The organism is Prosthecobacter algae, from assembly GCF_039542385.1.
Classification (GTDB): domain Bacteria; phylum Verrucomicrobiota; class Verrucomicrobiia; order Verrucomicrobiales; family Verrucomicrobiaceae; genus Prosthecobacter; species Prosthecobacter algae.
The window spans coordinates 191,236-207,092 of the sequence record NZ_BAABIA010000005.1 but is presented as its reverse complement, the minus strand read 5'-3'; the positions used below and the strand labels follow the sequence as shown (position 1 = coordinate 207,092).

Below are 15,857 nucleotides of genomic sequence, written 5' to 3'. Positions count from 1 at the left end.
GGCGATTGACTTTGAAAAAGCCTGCGCCTTGTTTTTCACGTTCACAACTTGGGTTGTGAACTGGTGTCTAACCCCCACAAGTTCCTGTCCTCATGGCAAACCACAGCCAGCACCAACAGGGAAACCCCGCCAGCAAACGCAGCGGGGCAGGGCAGACCATCGTCGAGCTTTGCACCGTCTCAGACTGCGGGCTGGTGTTCTGGTCGAGACAGCGTTTTGACATTGGGTCGGAGCTACAGATCCGCGTTTTGCGCAGTGCCATTCCCACCCTTTCCGTCGCTGAAGAGACTGGTGAGGAGTGGGTGACCCTGCGTGGCTACGTGGTGGAATGTCCGGCGATGCGTCGTCCCGGAGGGGAACACGGGTTTCAGGTTTCTTTGCTGCTGGACAGTGCGCTCACCGCCGTTGCCCAGGGCAGCCGCCGCAAACCGATCCGGGTATGCCCGAAAATGCGTGCTACTTTCCCTGGTCTGAAAAGGGCAGGGCTGAACTGACCGAGCTTCTGTTGTTAGGCTGTGAATGTTTTTTCCGGCGTCACTCGAGAAGGCTCCAGCGGTGGAGCGTCACAGGAACAAAGAACCATCCATTAGGGTTGGTGCGTCCCTCGAGCACAGCGACAGATCCGATGCCCGGATCGGCCTGGATCCACCGGCCTTCACTCACATAGGCAAGAATGTGCAGGCCATCTCCGGTCACGGCCAGATCCCCAGGGTGGAGGCCCGATGTGTCCAGAGTCCGGATCGTTCCCGAGAGGCCGAGGGGGATGGTGTATTGGCGATAGCCTTCCCCCAGGGCTCGGGCGCTGGCATCATACCACCAGTGCTCCAAGTACTTCCGCAGGGAGCTTCCTTCAGCGTGAGTCAGGCCATGGGCCAAAAGCGCATCCCTAAAGGCGCGGCGGGGAAGGCCGGAGCAATCAATGCCACGGTAGTTTTCTCCGCCCCAGACATAGGGCGTGTCGGCCAGTTTCAGCATCCGTTGAACATAGTCTTTCCGGAGCTGATCCTTGTCGAGCGGGGCCGTAGGGAGGAAAAAGGGGGCCGCAAACACCAAGGGCAGTGAAAGCAAGGCTCCGCGCAGCCACGGACGTTTCCTGCAAAGGTCGTAGAGCCCAATCCAAAAGCCTAACAAAGAGGTCAGAAAGGCGGTTTTGGTCAGGGTGGAGCTGACCGGATACAGCCACAGAGAAATGGCTGCTGCGAGGGCGAACAGGGTGAGGGCGATGAGCTTTTTCTGAGGCATAGGATGAAGTTATTTGCCCATGCGCACGACGGGCATGCGGTGGCCGTTGGGTAAGGGGATGTCAAAGCGTTCCAGGACAGCGTAACCACAAGCATGATAAAGAGGTTCGCCGGCGAGGGTGGCGATCATTTCCAGTCGCTGGAATCCTGCTTGGCGGGCGGCGTCTTCACAGAGCTGAAGGATTCGGCGGCCAATGCCTTGGCGGGCGTGGTCAGGATGGACAAAAAAGGCCCGGATCATGGCAGGCTCCGTCCGTGGATCGCGCAAGGGATCAGGACCCGTTTTGCCTTGGTCGCCGCCGTAGAGGGTTTTGCGGCGGCTCCAGCCACCGCAGGCCACGGTAATGCTCCCGGTCTCGGCGACAAAGTAGGTGCCGTCATGGATCAACTGACTGTCCACACCAAAGACCGTACCCAGAGCGCCGGCGATCTGCTGGGGCGAATAGTAGGCAGCTTGCAGGGTGTTCGTGGACAGGGCGATGAGGTCCTCCAGCACAGGAATGTCGCTGAGCTGGGCGAGGCGATAGGTGAGGCTCATGGGCGAGGAAGCTATTCGGCGCTGCCGCCCAGGGGTCAAACAACACGTGGGATTTTCCTCTGCGGGCTGGGGGCAAAAAAATGCCCCACAACCATCGGCTGTGGGGCAGGTGAAGAGGAAGGCGGTTATTTACTTCTTCGGCTTTTCAGGCAGGCCCTGGCCGGGTTTGAGGTCCAGGTTGGCCTTTAGGTCGGCCTCGGTGATGGTGGAGGCCACGCCAGTGGCAGGGACATTGGCTTGGGCGGTCCAGAGAATGGCGTTGAGGACCAGCTTGCGCTGCTCGTCATTGCCCCAGCCTTGGTGATAATGACCGCCGGTGAAGCCGAAACCGCGGCCGCCACCATCGCGCTCAGCCGCCCAGGCGACGTGCTGTTTTTCCTTGTTCTTGACGGACTCGCGCACGGTGGGGTTGCCGCTGTGGTGGCCATCGGGACGGGACATGGTGGAGTCTGGGGCCACCGCGCTCAGCACAGGGGTTACACGGTCCATGCCCTTGCGAAAGCGCATGTAGAAGTACCACTCGTCATTGGTGCCAAAGGGCTTCACGCCGCTGGAGATGGGGTGGGCGGGGAACTCGCTGAAGCTGGCATCCCAGTGCGGGTTGACGCTCCAGTTGATCTCAAAGCAGCCGCCCATCCAGTCAATGAACTCCTTTCCGCCCAGCTCAATGGTGGGTTCCACGGCGTAGTGGAGGGTGAGGAAGCCGCAGCCGCGTTTCATTTCTTTGTCCAGTTGCTGGAGGCGATCTGCCTGCAAAGCCGGGTGGCCTTTGCCGCCGTCGGAGTAGATCACCACGGTGGCCGCTTTCGCCAGTTCATCCGCGCTGGGCCATTCGCCATTGAGGTGGTGCTTGATTTCCACCTGATCCGCCGCGCCCTGTTCCAGGCATTTTTTCAGCAGCAGAATGCCGGCATTGTGCTCATGCTGGCCAGGGCCATGGGAGGGCTTGCCCGCGATCATGACCACCAGTTTTTTATCGGCGGCGGAGGCCGTGGCGGCAAAGACCAGGGCGAGGGAGTAGAGGAGGAATTTCATCAAGGTTGGGGGACAGAATGCAAACGCCGCAGAAGCCGCAGGCATTTCATGCAGTGCAGTGGAATCCGCAGCAATCAAAAAACTGTAGGTGTGCGGGCGGTGCCGCCGTGGGCGCGCCAGGCTAACACCCAGTAGAGGCCAAAGCCGAAGGTATTCAGCGTGCCGTGGATGGCCCACATGGTGGGCATGGGCAGGGCCAATGCGGGAAAGAAGCTGCGCAGGTCAAAGGTGAGTGCCAGCAGCATGGCCACCAGCAAGCTGAGACCGGAGATGAAAAACAGGGCGCGCACGCCAGTAGACTGGCCTTTTTTGAAAGCCATCTTCATCTGCAGCAGCGCCACGCCCAGTGCCCCAGCCCGCTGCCGATGAGCATAAGCAGCAGCGCACTCGCGCTGAGTGTGGCTTTTTCCCTTCGCTGCCCAGTTGCCATTAAAGAGGTCTTCCTGCACACATCCGTTTCATGAGGGTTTGGGAGTCCCGCACAAAGCGCAACTGCCACCAGCGGGCGAGGGGAAAGCCCAGCCAGGCCATCCAATGCCGCGGTCGTGAAAAAGCGCGGATTTCATACCACACGCTGCCGTCAGGGAGTTGCTCCACCATGAAACGTTCTTCGCCGCACTCCGTGTGTTCCGGCAGGGTGCCATAGACAAAACCGTGACGAAGGGGGCCGTCGCAACGATGGAGGACACGGCAGGGATTGATCCACCACAGGCCACAGATCTGGGTGACCATGGCGACGACTTGACCCGGCTTTTGAGGGGCCTCCAGGGGATGTACCACTGCCCATGGGGGAAACATGCACCAGGCATCCAGCGCAGCACAGGCCCGCCGATAGACCTCTTCACCCTGGCCTAACAGGACTTGGTGCTCATCATCAATGAAGTCTTCGAAAGGTGGATTTTCCACTCCCTCCCGATGTCGATAGCTCAGCGGTGCCTCTTGCCAGCTAGCGAGGAGCTGTTGCAGCTCCTGCGGACTGGGTGGCCGGTAAGTGATCATATGAAGGGAACCTCCCGAGGAAGGGGCGTGGGACAACTTCCGAGTGCTTCGAAAAGTCTTCGTTTCCAGTTGGCTTTTCAGCCGTCCTTGGGGCTGCTTTCATTCTTGTTTTGCCGACGGCATTCCTCCACGCCATAGTGTGGAGATGCCCCCCATTCGCGCCATCCTTTTTGATTTTGACGGACTCATCGTGGACACGGAAAGTGTCGGCTACCACACATGGCGGCAGCTCTACGCGCAGCATGGGCACGAACTGGCGGTGGAAACTTATGCCCAGGCCATCGGTACCGAGTTCAACGACCTCTATGATCCCCGCCGCGACCTGGATGCGCTGACCGGCAGCTCGCTGCCCTGGTCAGAGCTGGAGCTAAGGCGCCTGGAACACGAGCGCGAACTGCGCAGCACGCTGAGCACCCTGCCCGGTGTGGTGGATCGCCTCACGGAAGCGCGGGAACTGGGGCTGCCCTGTGCCGTGGCCAGCAGCAGCCCCCTGTCCTGGGTGGGAACTTGGATTGAGCAACTGGAGCTGCGCCATCACTTCCACCACCTCACCACCGTGGATGACACGGGCAAGGTGAAGCCCGACCCCAGCCTCTTTCTCCACGCCGCCAGTCGTCTGGGTATGCATCCGCATGAGGTGCTGGTTTTTGAAGACTCCCTCAATGGCCTACGCGCGGCCCGTGCGGCGGAGATGCGCTGCATCGTGGTCCCGGGACCGATGACGCAGCATCTGGACTTTGAGGGTGCATTTCGTCGTGTGGGTTCCCTATCAGAGGTTTCACTGCGTGATCTGGTAGCGTGATTCACCATGCTGTTTGTTAGGCTTTATTGGTTTAAAAAGTAACTCCCGTAGACTCATGATCTCTCCCCTACCGCTCGCCGCCCGTTACACGCGCTTTCGCGATTCGGTGTTCTCGGGGTTGGAGGAGATTTCGCTTCCCGGCTTTCCTCAGCCGATGGGAGAGCTGGATGTCCAGAGCCTGTGGTTTGGTGGGGCCTTTGGCAGCGACTTCAGAAGTGTGGATGGAAAGCCTGTGCACATCGTGGACTACGGGATCTGGAACTCCAGCGCAGGGCCGGACTTCACCGGCTGTACAGTGGAGGTGGATGGGCAAAAGCTCAGCGGCGACATTGAACTGGACCCAGATGCCCGTGACTGGGAGCGCCATGCGCATGGGGCCAACCCCGACTACTCACGGGTGGTGCTGCATCTGTATCTGGAGGGACCTGAGGACCGCTTTTACACTCGCACCCATGAGCACCGGGAAGTGGTGCAGGTGCGGCTGGATGCAACCACTTTGCCCGACCATGCGAAGCCGAACCGTGGACTGGCCGCCGCTCGTCTTGGGCGCTGTCACACCCCGCTCAGCGAGATGGAGCCCGCCCAGGTGCAGTCCATGCTGGAGTCTGCCGCACAATACCGGCTGGAACGTAAAAGCCTGCGCCTGCACCGCTGCGTGGCAGCACATGGCCGGGAGCAGGCGATCTATCAGGCTCTGGCTCAGACGTTGGGTTATCGGAGTAACCAACAGTCTTTCAATATCCTGGCCCAGCGCCTGCCCGTGCAGCGGTTGCAAAAAATGTCTGCGGAGGAAAGTGAAGCCCTGCTGTTTGGAGTCAGCGGTTTTCTGGAAAGTGTGCGCTATGAAGACACTCTGCCCGAGACCCGGCCCTACCTGCGTGGTCTGTGGTCCACCTGGTGGAAACAGCGGGATGCCGCCCAGCGCTGGCTCCAACCTCAGCAGGCCTTGCAATGGAAGCTGGCCGCCATCCGGCCAGGGAACCATCCGCAACGTCGGTTAGGCGCACTGGTGGCCATGCTGAAGCAGTGGCCTCGCATTTCCGGGCCGTTGATGGATGCAGGGCGTTGGTCCCAAGAGAGCTGGCGGGAAACGCTGCTTTCGCTCACGCATGATTTTTGGTCCACCCATTACACACTGCTTGCTGAAGGATCTGCCAAGCCCCTGGCGCTTATTGGCGAAACCCGGGTGCAGGAGATGCTGGCCAATGTGGCTTACCCGCTGCTGATGCCGGAGCGCACCCGCCTGTGGGCGGAGTATCTGGAACTGCCCGCGCTGCTGGATAACCAAAAGGTCCGCAGGGCAGTGCAGCGGCTGTTTGGCGAGAGTGAGCTTGGCACGGCCTTCCAAAAGAAGTTGCATCATCACCAGGGCCTCCTGCAAGTTTACGAGGATTTCTGTCTCGAAGATGACTCTGCCTGTGCGGACTGCCCTTTCCCAGAGCGGTTGAAGCAATGGGCGTGATCTCTGCTTTAGGCTAGGATTAGGCGATGGGGCAGCTCAGCCACAGCGTCGTCGTGTTGTTCTCAGAGGCGATGCCGATCTGCAGATTCATCTGATGCGCCAGCATGGAGGCGATGGTGAGGCCGAGGCCCAGATGGTTGCTGTTTTTGGAGCCGTGGAAGGGGCGGAACACTTCGGCCAGCTTTTCCTGGGCGATCTGAGAGCCTGTATTGCTGACCAGGATGTCTACGCGACGCTGCTCGACTGGAGTGATGACACCCGGGCCGGCGATTTTCAGCATGGCACGACCACCGGTCTTGCCTGCGGCTTCAGCAGCGTTTCTCAGCAGTTCGATGAGGATGTCCTTAAACTTCGTGGGGTCCACCTGCACAGGTGGCAGCCCCTGCTGCACATCGGCTTCTAACTGCACACCGTTCTTGGTAAAGGGCTCCAAAAGTGCGCCTTCCACCACGCTCAGATACTCATTCAGGCTCAGAGGCTGCAGGGTCAGTTTGGCGCAGCCGCCTGCGGAGCGAATGCGCTCGCTGAGGGCGGAGACGCCGACGGAAGCTTCACGAATGTGCTGCATGTTCTCTGCCACACCCGGATCCAGGTCATCCGTCATCAAAATCAGGCTGCTGAATCCCTGGATAACTGCCAAAAGATTGTTCAACTTGTGGGTCAGCCCACGCAGCAGCTCCTGGTGAAACCCATCGCTGTGTTCATGACCAAGTTGAAGAGTGGTAGGGAAAACGAATTGCATGGGGGGAGACAGATGGCGCAGTTATGCAGCCTTGGGCAACCAGGAGCAAACGCATTTTCGGCAAGGTTGGGCAGTGAGGCAGGCTTTATCGCTCGATGAGCTGCCCTGGTTAAAAGTGAAATAACAAATCGTAGGTGACGCGAAAACCGCGCTCACGACTCTTATTATTATAAAAATCCATAAATTTAGGTATTTCTGTGTTTATAATTATTAGATTTACTGGAATTTTTTTGCCAAAAGGTTTGATTGCCTTACATTAAGAGGCATTCCGCATTCGTTTCTTTTCGAATTTGGCTCGCTCTGAGCTTCGGCGAAATGTTCCTTTTGTGGTCCTGCTCTCCCTTCGTCGCCTGCTGCAATGGTCCCTGAAATCGAAAGCTTTGGTCATCTCATGATCGCTCGCCGTGCCGGTGGAGAACCGGTAGGGCTGGTGCGTTCACCCGATGAGGTGGTTTTCCTCGCTTTCGATGAGTCGATCAAGCGGCTGGTGGAACTGCACATCCTGCGCAGTGGTCGCACCCTGGATTCCGTGGCCAAAAAATCGGCCTTTGAACGGGCGAAGGAAGCCTCTGAGATTCGCGGTGCTTCCTTCATGCGCATCCAGGACGTCGGTGAAGACCAAGGACTTGTTTATTACACCAGCAATCTCAACGATGGCGAGTTCATCGAAGATTACATCCGGCGACGGGGACCTCTGCAGCCTGCCATGGTGTTTTCCCTGGTTTTCCAGCTCCTGGATGATCTTTTGCACCTGAAAAAGTATCCGCGCCTGGTTTCGCAGATTCGGCTGGACCGCGTGGTCATGACCACGCTTGAAGATACCTTTCTCCAGCTTCGGATCTACGATTACGGGCTCTCAGCGACCGAGAGTGATGCAAACACGGGCGCACGCCTGGTGATCCAGGTCTGTGAACTGATGTTCCTGATGCTGACAGGCAAAACTTATGCCGGGGACAATCCTGACCGTTTTCCCTCGTTGACCTCCCTGCCCACGGGGCTGCGCACGGCCATGCGGACCGCGCTGACGGATCCCGCCAACTGCCCCACATCCATCGAAAAAGTCAGAGATGATGTTCGGGAGGCCATCGGTGCCATCGTCAGCAGTATCAACGCCCGCAACCCCCGCAAACAACTGGTGCTTATTCCCGCCTTGCAGCCGCGTTCGCAGTTGCAGGACCTGCTGCTGGAGAATGTCCCGGTGGAGATCATTCTTGGGAACCGTTTCCGCGTGGAAGGCGAAGACAATGCTCGCCGCTATCCGTTTTCCATCCCGTGTTTCAACACGAAAAACGAGCAGCCCGTGACGGTGCATCTGCTCCCGCCGGCCCGCATTGTGGAAAAAACGCAGTATGAAGCTGTGCCGCTGCAAACATGGCGATTCAATGCGGACAAGCACCCCAATATTCTGCGCAGCCTCAGTCTTTGGGAAAGCCCAGACTGGACCTTCCTCACGGAAGAAAGGGAGCCGGGTTTTTCCCTGAGCAGGCTCCTGGCCGAGCGCATCACGCTGAATCCTCAGGAGGTGGCCGTGCTGCTGCGTCAAGTCCATGCCGGGCAGGAACAAGCCCTGGAATGCGGTGTCCAGCGGCTGGATCTGCACCCTTCCAACATCATGCTCCGTGTCGGGAAAAACGGTCCTTTGATGAGCCGCGACCATGACCGCCTCATGCAAAAGCGCCTGGATGCGTGGCCGACTTTTCAGGTGAAGCTGCGTGCGCACCTCACGATGCGCAATCTTTACGAACCGCCTTTGGTGGACAAGCCCGAGCATGGCGAGCATCCGGAAGGCCATCTGGCAGATCGCGATTATCGCAGCCGCGCTTTCGTGGCTTTGGCCGCCTACCTCCTCACTGGGCAGCGTCAGGGGGGGATCCACCCCCAGTTTCCTGAGGCCATGCCTGAATTGCTGGCGGATTTCATCCGGGAATGCCTGGAGAAATCCCGTCATCATGGGCAAGTGGTCAGTCCTGCGGAGTTCTTGACCCAATACGAGGTGCTGATGAATGGCACTTCCTCCGGGCCGGATCTCGCCGCCCGTCTGCGGGGTCTGTCGGTCCCGCTGGGAGAAATGGAAAGTGTCGGCAGTGTCTCGGATTTCGACAACGAATGGAGGGACGACAGCGATGCTGATTCCCTGGACGATCCGCCATCTCCCCCGGTCTCCCGACGTTTCAAACCCGTCGATTTTAATCGTTCGAAATCACAGGCCTATTTGGGATGGCCCGTCTGGGTTGCTGTGGCGGCCGTGATGCTGGGGTTCGCCAGTTGGTGGGTGTTCTCCAGCGCAAAGCCAGCGCCGAAAGTTCCTGCAACCCCCGTCGTGGCCGAAGTTCTGGCAGAAAAATCCCCTGCTAACGAAGTCACGGTGATCGAGCCAGAGGCCACGATTCCCCCGGTTCCCGCTTCCAAACAAGTGGTCTCTCACCAGCCCTTGGTCACTGTCCCAGCACCCGCGGTGACCGCAGCTCCAACGGCTCCTGTGGACAAAACTCCGCAGGCCACGCCATCTCCACCTCCTACGGAACAGCCTCCTCCAGCACCTGCCAAGATCAAGACGGCTGTCGCACCGCTGGCAAGCCCGCCACTGTCGAAGCAGGATGCTCCTGCACCCCGGCCTGCTCCGGAGCCGGTCATCATCCGTAAGGCCATCGTTCCTTCCCCAGAAGAAGTTGCCCGGTTCAGACAAGGGCTGGCCAACCCGCAGCCAGCCCAGCTTCCGGTGCAGACCATCCCCCAAGAACCAGCCAACCAGCGTTCAGGTGCCGTTCCTACGCTAAATATCGCGCAGCCCATGCCCCTACCGGAAGCAGCAGCCCGGCAGTGAATCAGGTCCGTTCGATCCACCGATAGGCCGCCAGGGAGTTGCGCCAAAAGTACTTTTCCTCGGCCTCGCGTCCTTTGGAACGAAAGAATTCGGCGACAAGGCGGAAGACGGTTTCATATGGAGCGCCACGATCTGAAACAGGCCAGTTGCTGCCATAGATCAGGCGGTCCGGGCCGAAGCATTCCCAGAGATGGTTCAGCACCGGCAGGTAGTAGTCCAGCTCGCGCGGGGCTTGGCCTTCTTTGCCGGGCACCTGCTCCACCAGGGAAGAGACTTTCATGTAAACATTGGGCCGTTGCGCCAGCAGGCGGATGTTTTCCTTCCACTCCGGTTTCAGGGCTTGGGGGTCGCCGGACCCGCCCAGATGATTGATAACGATACGCAGAGCGGGTACATCGCTGGCCAGTTGGGTGGCCTGGGGAAGAGCCGTGGCTGGACCGTTGAGGTCCAGTTCCAGGTCATGCTCAGCCAGCAGTTTGGCCCCGGCCTGTACCTTGTCCAGATTGGCATCCAGCTTCACCAAATCTCCCCGCCAGCGGATGCCACGGAAGAGGGGATTGATGGCGAAACGTTTCAAATGGGCAGCAAACTGGGCGTCATTGGGATCTAGGTTGCCGACGAAACCGACGATGCATTTTTCCTGCGCGGCGAGATCCAGGATCCACTGGTTGTCCTCCACCAGAGGGCTGGCCTCGACGATGACGGTTTCTTTGATCCCCAGCGGATTGGCCAGCGCCTGCCAGTCGGCGGGCATCACCTTGCGATGCAGCGGAGTGCCAGCCTTGGGCCAGGGGACGCCTCCGGGGCGGGTGGGGTCATAAAAATGCGTGTGGGTGTCGATGACCCGGACGGCGTCAGGGCTTTGGGCGCTGGCCCAGACGGGCAGGGTGGCGCTGAGGGCGGCAGTTTTCAGGAAGTGACGGCGCTGCATTTAGGGCAGTATGATGGGATGGACTGGAGGCTGAAAAGACAAAACCGCCCGGGAACCCGGCTGGATTTGAATGGTTGCCTCGGTTCCGGCGTCAGTTTATAGGTAGGAGACAGGCGGCTGATCCTTGGCGGCCGCCTCCGTTCGAAATGGCTCTTCAGCAATTCCTCTATTTGGCCGCGACCGTCGTGTTCGCGATTGCCTGCCGTACTTTTGACAATCGCTTTTTGCAAAAGCTCGGTTGGCTGGCCTATCTAGGGGCCTCATACCTCGGGGGATATTTTCTCACCGACAGCCACGCGGCGGGTGCCTTTGGCATCGCCCTTTGGTTCATGCTTCCCTGGTTGGAGATCGTCGGTCGGGTGCGCCAGCTCCGTTTCCCCATCCGCAGTGAGGTGAAACACCGCTTTCCACCTTCTCGCGATGTCTTCCCGGACCTGGAAGAACTGAGCCGGGAAACCGAGGCTGCCGGATTCACCGAAGCCGGGGACACGGGCTGGAAGTGGAACGAAACGGACCATTTCATGCGCCTCTTTTACCACGCGGAGATGCGTACCCAGGCCTCCATCGCCCTGGCGCAGCAGGGAGAGTTTGCCTTTTCCTACGTCAGCCTCACCTCCCGCACGCGGGAGGGGGTGACCTGCACCACCACCAACTACCCTTTTGCCCCCACCATGCAGTTTTCACCCCAGCAGGTGGTGAACCGGCAGGTGTATGCAGATTCCATGGAAAGTCTGGTGGCTTCCCATCAGGCTTTTTTGACCAAGCAGGGCCTGCGGGAGCAACTGGTGGATCTGGATACGGAGGAATTGTCCACTTACATCGAGCGCGATATGACCGCGCAGATTGACCATAACATCACCATCGGGGTCATCGAGCCAGCGGGAGACGGCGTCTTCCGCTACTCCTGGCGCGGCTGCTTTTACCTGTGGTTTCAGGTGGTGAAGGACATGATCCGCGTCTGAGGCTGACGACTGCCTTGACCATAGGACTTGATGACGTTAAGGCGTGCGATGCCTAGACCCGACGGACGCACCTACGACCAACTTCGCCCCATTGAGTACATCCTGGATGTTGCTCCCCATGCCACCGCTTCGGTGCTGATCGCCTTTGGCAATACGCGCGTCATTTGCGCCGCCACCATCCAGGAAGAAGTGCCACGCTGGATGAAGGTGCAGAATGTCCAGGGTGGCTGGCTGACGGCTGAGTACTCCATGCTGCCTTACTCTACGCTGGATCGCAAAGACCGCGACAGCAGCAAGGGCCGCCCCGATGGCCGCAGCATCGAAATTCAGCGCCTCATCGGCCGCAGCCTGCGCGCCGTGGTGGACCTCAAGAAGCTGGGCCAGCGCACGCTCTGCATTGATTGCGACGTGCTGCAGGCAGATGGCGGCACCCGCACAGCTTCCATCACCGGGGCTTGCATTGCCGCCTCCATCGCCTTCAACCGCCTGCTGGAAAAAGGCAAAATCACCCAGCAGCCGATGACCAAAAAGGTGGCTGCGATCAGCGCCGGCGTGCTGAAGGGCGAGACCCTTCTGGACCTCTGCTACGTGGAAGACCGCGATGCCGATGTGGACTGCAACCTCGTGCTGACGGACAAGGGCGACTTTGTGGAAATCCAGGGCAGCGGAGAAGAGGCCACCTTCAGCCAGGCGGAGCTGGATGCCATGCTGGTCGTCGGCCGCAAGGGCATCAGTGAACTCTGCGCCATCCAGCAGGAGGCCATCGAAAGCGCCATGAAACCGGCGGAGCCGAAGGACCTGCAAAAGCTGGCCGCGTTCTTTGGGAAGAAGTGATTTGGGTTGAACCCAGCGGCCCGCCCAGTCACCTGGGTGGGCTGTTTTGGTTGCCGATGGACGAACCTATTTTTCTTCCAAAAGCAGCTTCTTGGCCACGGCCAGTTGGGCCTTCTGTTCCGGAGGCAGCTCGGGGTACTTGAGTTTCATACCCTGCATTTCATGCAAGATGGCAGCGCTGACGATGAGGCGCATGTTTTTCTTGTCATCCGCTGGGACGACATACCAGGGACACTCCTCCGTCCCCGTGTTGCGAATCGCGTCTTCATAGGCGTGCATGTACTCCTTCCAGAAACCACGCTCCTTCACGTCGCCTTCTTCGAATTTCCAGTTTTTACTGGGCGTGTCAATGCGGGCCAGGAAGCGTTTCTTTTGCTCATCCTTGGAAACATTGAGGAAGAACTTCACAATGCGAATGCCGTTGCGGTGGCAGTAGGCCTCCAGGTTGCGGATGTCTTTGAGGCGATCGGCAAACAGCTTGTCCAGATTCTTGGTGGTCTTCTCCGGCAGACGTTGGATGTCAGTGACGATCTCGGGGTGCACGCGGCAGCAAAGCACTTCCTCATAGTAACTGCGGTTAAAGATGCCGATGCGGCCACGCTGTGGCAGCACGCGGGAGGTGCGCCAGAGAAAGTCGTGATCCAGCTCGGCACTCGTCGGACGCTTGAAGCTGTGGACTTCTACGCCTTGGGTGTTCACCCCGCTCATCACGTGCTTGATGGTGCTGTCTTTCCCCGCCGCATCCATGGCCTGAAAGATGAGCAGCAGCCCCTGGCGATCCTGCGCATACATCTTTTGTTGGAGGTCATCAATCTCCTCACGAAACTGAGCGATGAGTGTCTCGTAATGAGCACTGTCCGTGTAAAGATCCTTCACCTTGGTCTTCGCCTTGGAGATTCGGAAAGGCTTGCCATCGGGCACTCGGAAGTCGTGAAGGTCCAGTTTAAGTTTCATGGGGTCTGAGTTGGGGGTGGCAGCGGACCTAGCATTAGCAGGAAGGTCTTGCCATGAACAGGGTTAGTTTGGCAAGAATGCAGCGGTTTTTATGGATGCCCGCTCTTCTCTGGATGATGGCTTCATCTCAGCCTAGCAGCTCTTCCGAAACACGCAGGATGCCTGGCGTGATCACCTTGGCTCTCAGTCCGCCCCGAAAATCGGAGGATAAAAAATCTTCGGAGCCCTCTGCAACCACCCTGTCCATCCAGTGGCATGGCTGGCACTCCTGAGCCCCTTCAAAGACGATGCCTTGAAAAAGGAAACGCTTGCCTAACCAATCTTGCAATCGAGGCCCCCGGACGATCAAGTTCCGCCGGAACACGGAAGCAGGCAGTTTAGGCAGACGAAAGCGGCTGCGGATGTCCTCCACCACCTGGGCATCAAAAAAGGTGACCTGTCCTTTGTGTCCCATCTTTCTCTCACAGTAACGGTCTCCTCGCAGTCCACGACCAGCGACACACTCCACCTGGCTCACCTGCTGGATGCCATGCTGCAGCCGTCCTTCGCCCAGTCTGCCCCAGTAATCATGCCCCGGTGAGATGTAGATGTGAACGAGTTCAGCATCCCACACCGGCACGTCCTCCAGCACCACATCTTCCAGCGGCGGGTGCAGAGGGGGATCGTTGGTTTCCATGACGTGCGGTTATTCAAGTTCGCATCAAGGCCATCAAATGGCTCCCACACGAAGATTGGATGCCTCAACTCATTCTCCCGCATGAACCGTCCTCAATCTCTCGCCATCATCGGCAGTGGCCCTTCGGCGATCTACCTGCTCAAGCACATCCTGGATCACGCCGCTAGCCTCAGACCCACGCTGGGTGAAATTGTGGTCTTTGAAAAGAATGCCTTCATCGGCATGGGCATGCCCTACACGCCACAGACCACGGACATCTACAACATGTCGAATATCTCGTCCGAGGAATTGCCTGAGCTGCCCACGACCTTGGCTGACTGGCTCCGCTCCCAGGCTCCTTCCGTCCTCGCGGACCTAGGTCTGGAGGGCGTGGAAATCAAAGAGGATGAAGTGTACGGTCGCTTAGCTCTCGGCCAGTATTTCAAAGCGCAGTATCAACTGCTACAAGCTTGGCTGACCGAAGCGGGCATCCGGGTTCACAGCCATGCCGACAGCCAAGTGCTGGATGTAAGAGACGATGCCGAGAGCCAGCGAATCACCCTTTTCACCCAGTCAGGGGAGGCTTATGAGTTTGATCGCGTGATCATCGCCACCGGCCACCGCTGGCCTGAAAAGGACGTACCCGAAGCTGGCTATTACGCGTCCCCATGGCCGATGGCCAAACTGCTGCCCAAGGACGGGGAACACTACAACTTTGTCATCGGTACCCTGGGGGCCTCGCTCAGTGCCTTTGATGTGATTTCTTCATTGGCCCACCGGCATGGTGACTTCATCCCTAAAGGCGATGCCCTGACTTACCGACCCCACCCCGGCACGGAAGGATTCAAGATGGTCATGCACTCTTCGAAAGGACTGCTACCGCACTTGCAGTTCGACCAGGAGGAGCCCATGCGGGAAATTTATCGTCATGTCAGTCCTACAGACATGGCCAAGCTGATGGATGCCAAGGGCAGGCTGAGGTTGGAAACTTATTTCGACCAAGTCTGCCGTCCTGTGCTTCAAGAGGCCTTTCAGAAAGATGACCTGCCCAAGATGGTGAAACGGCTGAAGGACCCTTCCTTTAAGCTGCTCGATTTCATCGAGGAAATGAGCCAGCAGCATGAATACGACAATGCGTTTGAAGGCATGCGCATTGAGATGAAGGAGGCCGAAGAATCCGTGAAAATGCATCGGCCCATCCACTGGAAGGAAAGGATGGATGACCTCATCTACACCCTCAACTATTACTCCAGTTATATGCCGGCGGAAGACCATGTCATCCTGCATAAAAAGTTGATGCCATTCCTTCTCAATGTCATCGCAGCCATGCCTCTGCCTTCAGGGAATACCATTCTAGCCCTGTACGATGCGGGCAAGCTAGAGATGATTCCCGGCTCTGTCACCCATGTCAGAAAATCAAAAGCCAAGCGGCATACGGTGGTTGAGGTGGAGCAGGAAGCTGACACCTCCACCTATACTTATGAGATGTTCATAGACTGCAGTGGTCAGGGCCCCCTGGAGCTGGAAGACTATCCCTTCCCGAGCTTGGTAAAAAACAAAACCGTCCGCCCAGCCTGCGCCGCTTTTTACCGATCCCAAAGCGTGGCCAAACTGGCGAAGGAAGACCCTGAACTGCTGTTAAAAATCCATGGAAATACGCTGCTCAAGACGGGCGGCATTGACATTGATCCTAGCTACCGGGTGATTGGTGACAGCGGAGAGGCAAACCCAAGAATCCACGACATCGCCTTCCCCCACACGACTGGTCATCGGCCCTATTCCTATGGATTACAGGCTTGCAATGACACCAGCCGCATCGTCGTAAAAGCCTGGCTGGAAGATTTGCGAAAGGTGGCTGCTATGGAGCGGTCGTAGGCT

16 protein-coding genes are annotated in these 15,857 nt (G+C 58.4%); 7 read left to right on the top strand and 9 right to left on the bottom strand.

The genetic code is table 11. The features are described 5' to 3' along the window. The first annotated feature begins 92 nt into the window (after positions 1–92). On the top strand, positions 93–494 hold the full coding sequence (locus tag ABEB25_RS13145) for a hypothetical protein (RefSeq protein ID WP_345736869.1): 402 nt from the start codon (positions 93–95) through the stop codon (positions 492–494). 40 nt (positions 495–534) lie between these two features. On the opposite strand, the gene ABEB25_RS13140 is transcribed toward ABEB25_RS13145, so the two are convergent. From ABEB25_RS13140 to ABEB25_RS13120, 5 genes are all read right to left on the bottom strand, one after another. Beyond that, a complete protein-coding gene (locus ABEB25_RS13140) occupies positions 535–1,242 on the bottom strand; it encodes an NlpC/P60 family protein (RefSeq protein WP_345736868.1) in 708 nt (235 codons plus the stop codon). 9 nt (positions 1,243–1,251) lie between these two features. Beyond that, positions 1,252–1,779, bottom strand: a complete 528-nt coding sequence (locus ABEB25_RS13135) for a GNAT family N-acetyltransferase (RefSeq protein ID WP_345736867.1) — start codon at positions 1,777–1,779, stop codon at positions 1,252–1,254. A 129-nt stretch (positions 1,780–1,908) separates the two neighbouring features. Next, positions 1,909–2,814: a ThuA domain-containing protein gene (locus ABEB25_RS13130; RefSeq protein WP_345736866.1), complete on the bottom strand. Its 906-nt coding sequence runs from the start codon at positions 2,812–2,814 to the stop codon at positions 1,909–1,911. 74 nt (positions 2,815–2,888) lie between these two features. Then, positions 2,889–3,263, bottom strand: coding sequence for a YndJ family transporter (locus tag ABEB25_RS13125; protein ID WP_345736865.1), 375 nt, complete (start codon positions 3,261–3,263; stop codon positions 2,889–2,891). Continuing rightward, positions 3,244–3,813 carry a DUF1990 domain-containing protein gene (locus ABEB25_RS13120; RefSeq protein WP_345736864.1) on the bottom strand — a complete coding sequence of 190 codons (570 nt, stop codon included), beginning with the start codon at positions 3,811–3,813 and terminating at the stop codon, positions 3,244–3,246. The genes ABEB25_RS13125 and ABEB25_RS13120 overlap by 20 nt, the downstream gene beginning before the upstream one ends. 145 nt (positions 3,814–3,958) lie before the next feature. Between ABEB25_RS13120 and ABEB25_RS13115 the strand changes: the two genes are divergently transcribed. After that, the gene (locus tag ABEB25_RS13115) at positions 3,959–4,615 is read left to right on the top strand and encodes an HAD family hydrolase (RefSeq protein WP_345736863.1); all 657 of its coding nucleotides are present in this window, start codon (positions 3,959–3,961) and stop codon (positions 4,613–4,615) included. Between the two features lie 55 nt (positions 4,616–4,670). Beyond that, on the top strand, positions 4,671–6,077 hold the full coding sequence (locus tag ABEB25_RS13110; protein WP_345736862.1) for a DUF2851 family protein: 1,407 nt from the start codon (positions 4,671–4,673) through the stop codon (positions 6,075–6,077). A gap of 19 nt (positions 6,078–6,096) precedes the next feature. Here the strand turns inward: ABEB25_RS13110 and ABEB25_RS13105 are convergent, their stop codons facing one another. Then, complete coding sequence (locus ABEB25_RS13105) at positions 6,097–6,819, bottom strand: sensor histidine kinase (RefSeq protein ID WP_345736861.1); 723 nt, start codon at positions 6,817–6,819, stop codon at positions 6,097–6,099. Positions 6,820–7,210: 391 nt separating this feature from the next. Between ABEB25_RS13105 and ABEB25_RS13100 the strand changes: the two genes are divergently transcribed. Next, the gene (locus ABEB25_RS13100; protein ID WP_345736860.1) at positions 7,211–9,643 is read left to right on the top strand and encodes a protein kinase family protein; all 2,433 of its coding nucleotides are present in this window, start codon (positions 7,211–7,213) and stop codon (positions 9,641–9,643) included. A 1-nt stretch (position 9,644) separates the two neighbouring features. Here the strand turns inward: ABEB25_RS13100 and ABEB25_RS13095 are convergent, their stop codons facing one another. Further along, a complete protein-coding gene (locus ABEB25_RS13095) occupies positions 9,645–10,574 on the bottom strand; it encodes an amidohydrolase family protein (protein WP_345736859.1) in 930 nt (309 codons plus the stop codon). A 146-nt stretch (positions 10,575–10,720) separates the two neighbouring features. Between ABEB25_RS13095 and ABEB25_RS13090 the strand changes: the two genes are divergently transcribed. Together ABEB25_RS13090 and rph are read left to right on the top strand one after the other, a co-directional pair. Continuing rightward, positions 10,721–11,536, top strand: a complete 816-nt coding sequence (locus ABEB25_RS13090) for a hypothetical protein (protein WP_345736858.1) — start codon at positions 10,721–10,723, stop codon at positions 11,534–11,536. Positions 11,537–11,584: 48 nt separating this feature from the next. Further along, entirely contained in the window at positions 11,585–12,370 is a 786-nt protein-coding gene (rph, locus tag ABEB25_RS13085; RefSeq protein WP_345736857.1) for a ribonuclease PH, read from the top strand. 66 nt (positions 12,371–12,436) lie between these two features. Here rph and ABEB25_RS13080 read toward each other — a convergent pair whose 3' ends face one another. Both ABEB25_RS13080 and ABEB25_RS13075 read right to left on the bottom strand, forming a co-directional pair. Further along, a complete protein-coding gene (locus tag ABEB25_RS13080; RefSeq protein ID WP_345736856.1) occupies positions 12,437–13,324 on the bottom strand; it encodes a polyphosphate kinase 2 family protein in 888 nt (295 codons plus the stop codon). Positions 13,325–13,451: 127 nt separating this feature from the next. Then, positions 13,452–14,000, bottom strand: a complete 549-nt coding sequence (locus ABEB25_RS13075; RefSeq protein WP_345736855.1) for an MOSC domain-containing protein — start codon at positions 13,998–14,000, stop codon at positions 13,452–13,454. Between the two features lie 81 nt (positions 14,001–14,081). Between ABEB25_RS13075 and ABEB25_RS13070 the strand changes: the two genes are divergently transcribed. After that, a complete protein-coding gene (locus tag ABEB25_RS13070; protein ID WP_345736854.1) occupies positions 14,082–15,854 on the top strand; it encodes an FAD/NAD(P)-binding protein in 1,773 nt (590 codons plus the stop codon). The last annotated feature ends 3 nt before the right edge of the window (positions 15,855–15,857 follow it).

What these genes read in the sequence shown, in the direction of transcription:
- ABEB25_RS13145 (WP_345736869.1), top strand. Translation starts at nt 93, where the DNA reads ATGGCAAACCACAGCCAGCACCAACAGGGAAACCCCGCCAGCAAACGC.
- ABEB25_RS13140 (WP_345736868.1), bottom strand. Translation starts at nt 1,242, where the DNA reads ATGCCTCAGAAAAAGCTCATCGCCCTCACCCTGTTCGCCCTCGCAGCA.
- ABEB25_RS13135 (WP_345736867.1), bottom strand. Translation starts at nt 1,779, where the DNA reads ATGAGCCTCACCTATCGCCTCGCCCAGCTCAGCGACATTCCTGTGCTG.
- ABEB25_RS13130 (WP_345736866.1), bottom strand. Translation starts at nt 2,814, where the DNA reads ATGAAATTCCTCCTCTACTCCCTCGCCCTGGTCTTTGCCGCCACGGCC.
- ABEB25_RS13120 (WP_345736864.1), bottom strand. Translation starts at nt 3,813, where the DNA reads ATGATCACTTACCGGCCACCCAGTCCGCAGGAGCTGCAACAGCTCCTC.
- ABEB25_RS13115 (WP_345736863.1), top strand. Translation starts at nt 3,959, where the DNA reads ATGCCCCCCATTCGCGCCATCCTTTTTGATTTTGACGGACTCATCGTG.
- ABEB25_RS13110 (WP_345736862.1), top strand. Translation starts at nt 4,671, where the DNA reads ATGATCTCTCCCCTACCGCTCGCCGCCCGTTACACGCGCTTTCGCGAT.
- ABEB25_RS13105 (WP_345736861.1), bottom strand. Translation starts at nt 6,819, where the DNA reads ATGCAATTCGTTTTCCCTACCACTCTTCAACTTGGTCATGAACACAGC.
- ABEB25_RS13100 (WP_345736860.1), top strand. Translation starts at nt 7,211, where the DNA reads ATGATCGCTCGCCGTGCCGGTGGAGAACCGGTAGGGCTGGTGCGTTCA.
- ABEB25_RS13095 (WP_345736859.1), bottom strand. Translation starts at nt 10,574, where the DNA reads ATGCAGCGCCGTCACTTCCTGAAAACTGCCGCCCTCAGCGCCACCCTG.
- ABEB25_RS13090 (WP_345736858.1), top strand. Translation starts at nt 10,721, where the DNA reads ATGGCTCTTCAGCAATTCCTCTATTTGGCCGCGACCGTCGTGTTCGCG.
- rph (WP_345736857.1), top strand. Translation starts at nt 11,585, where the DNA reads ATGCCTAGACCCGACGGACGCACCTACGACCAACTTCGCCCCATTGAG.
- ABEB25_RS13080 (WP_345736856.1), bottom strand. Translation starts at nt 13,324, where the DNA reads ATGAAACTTAAACTGGACCTTCACGACTTCCGAGTGCCCGATGGCAAG.
- ABEB25_RS13075 (WP_345736855.1), bottom strand. Translation starts at nt 14,000, where the DNA reads ATGGAAACCAACGATCCCCCTCTGCACCCGCCGCTGGAAGATGTGGTG.
- ABEB25_RS13070 (WP_345736854.1), top strand. Translation starts at nt 14,082, where the DNA reads ATGAACCGTCCTCAATCTCTCGCCATCATCGGCAGTGGCCCTTCGGCG.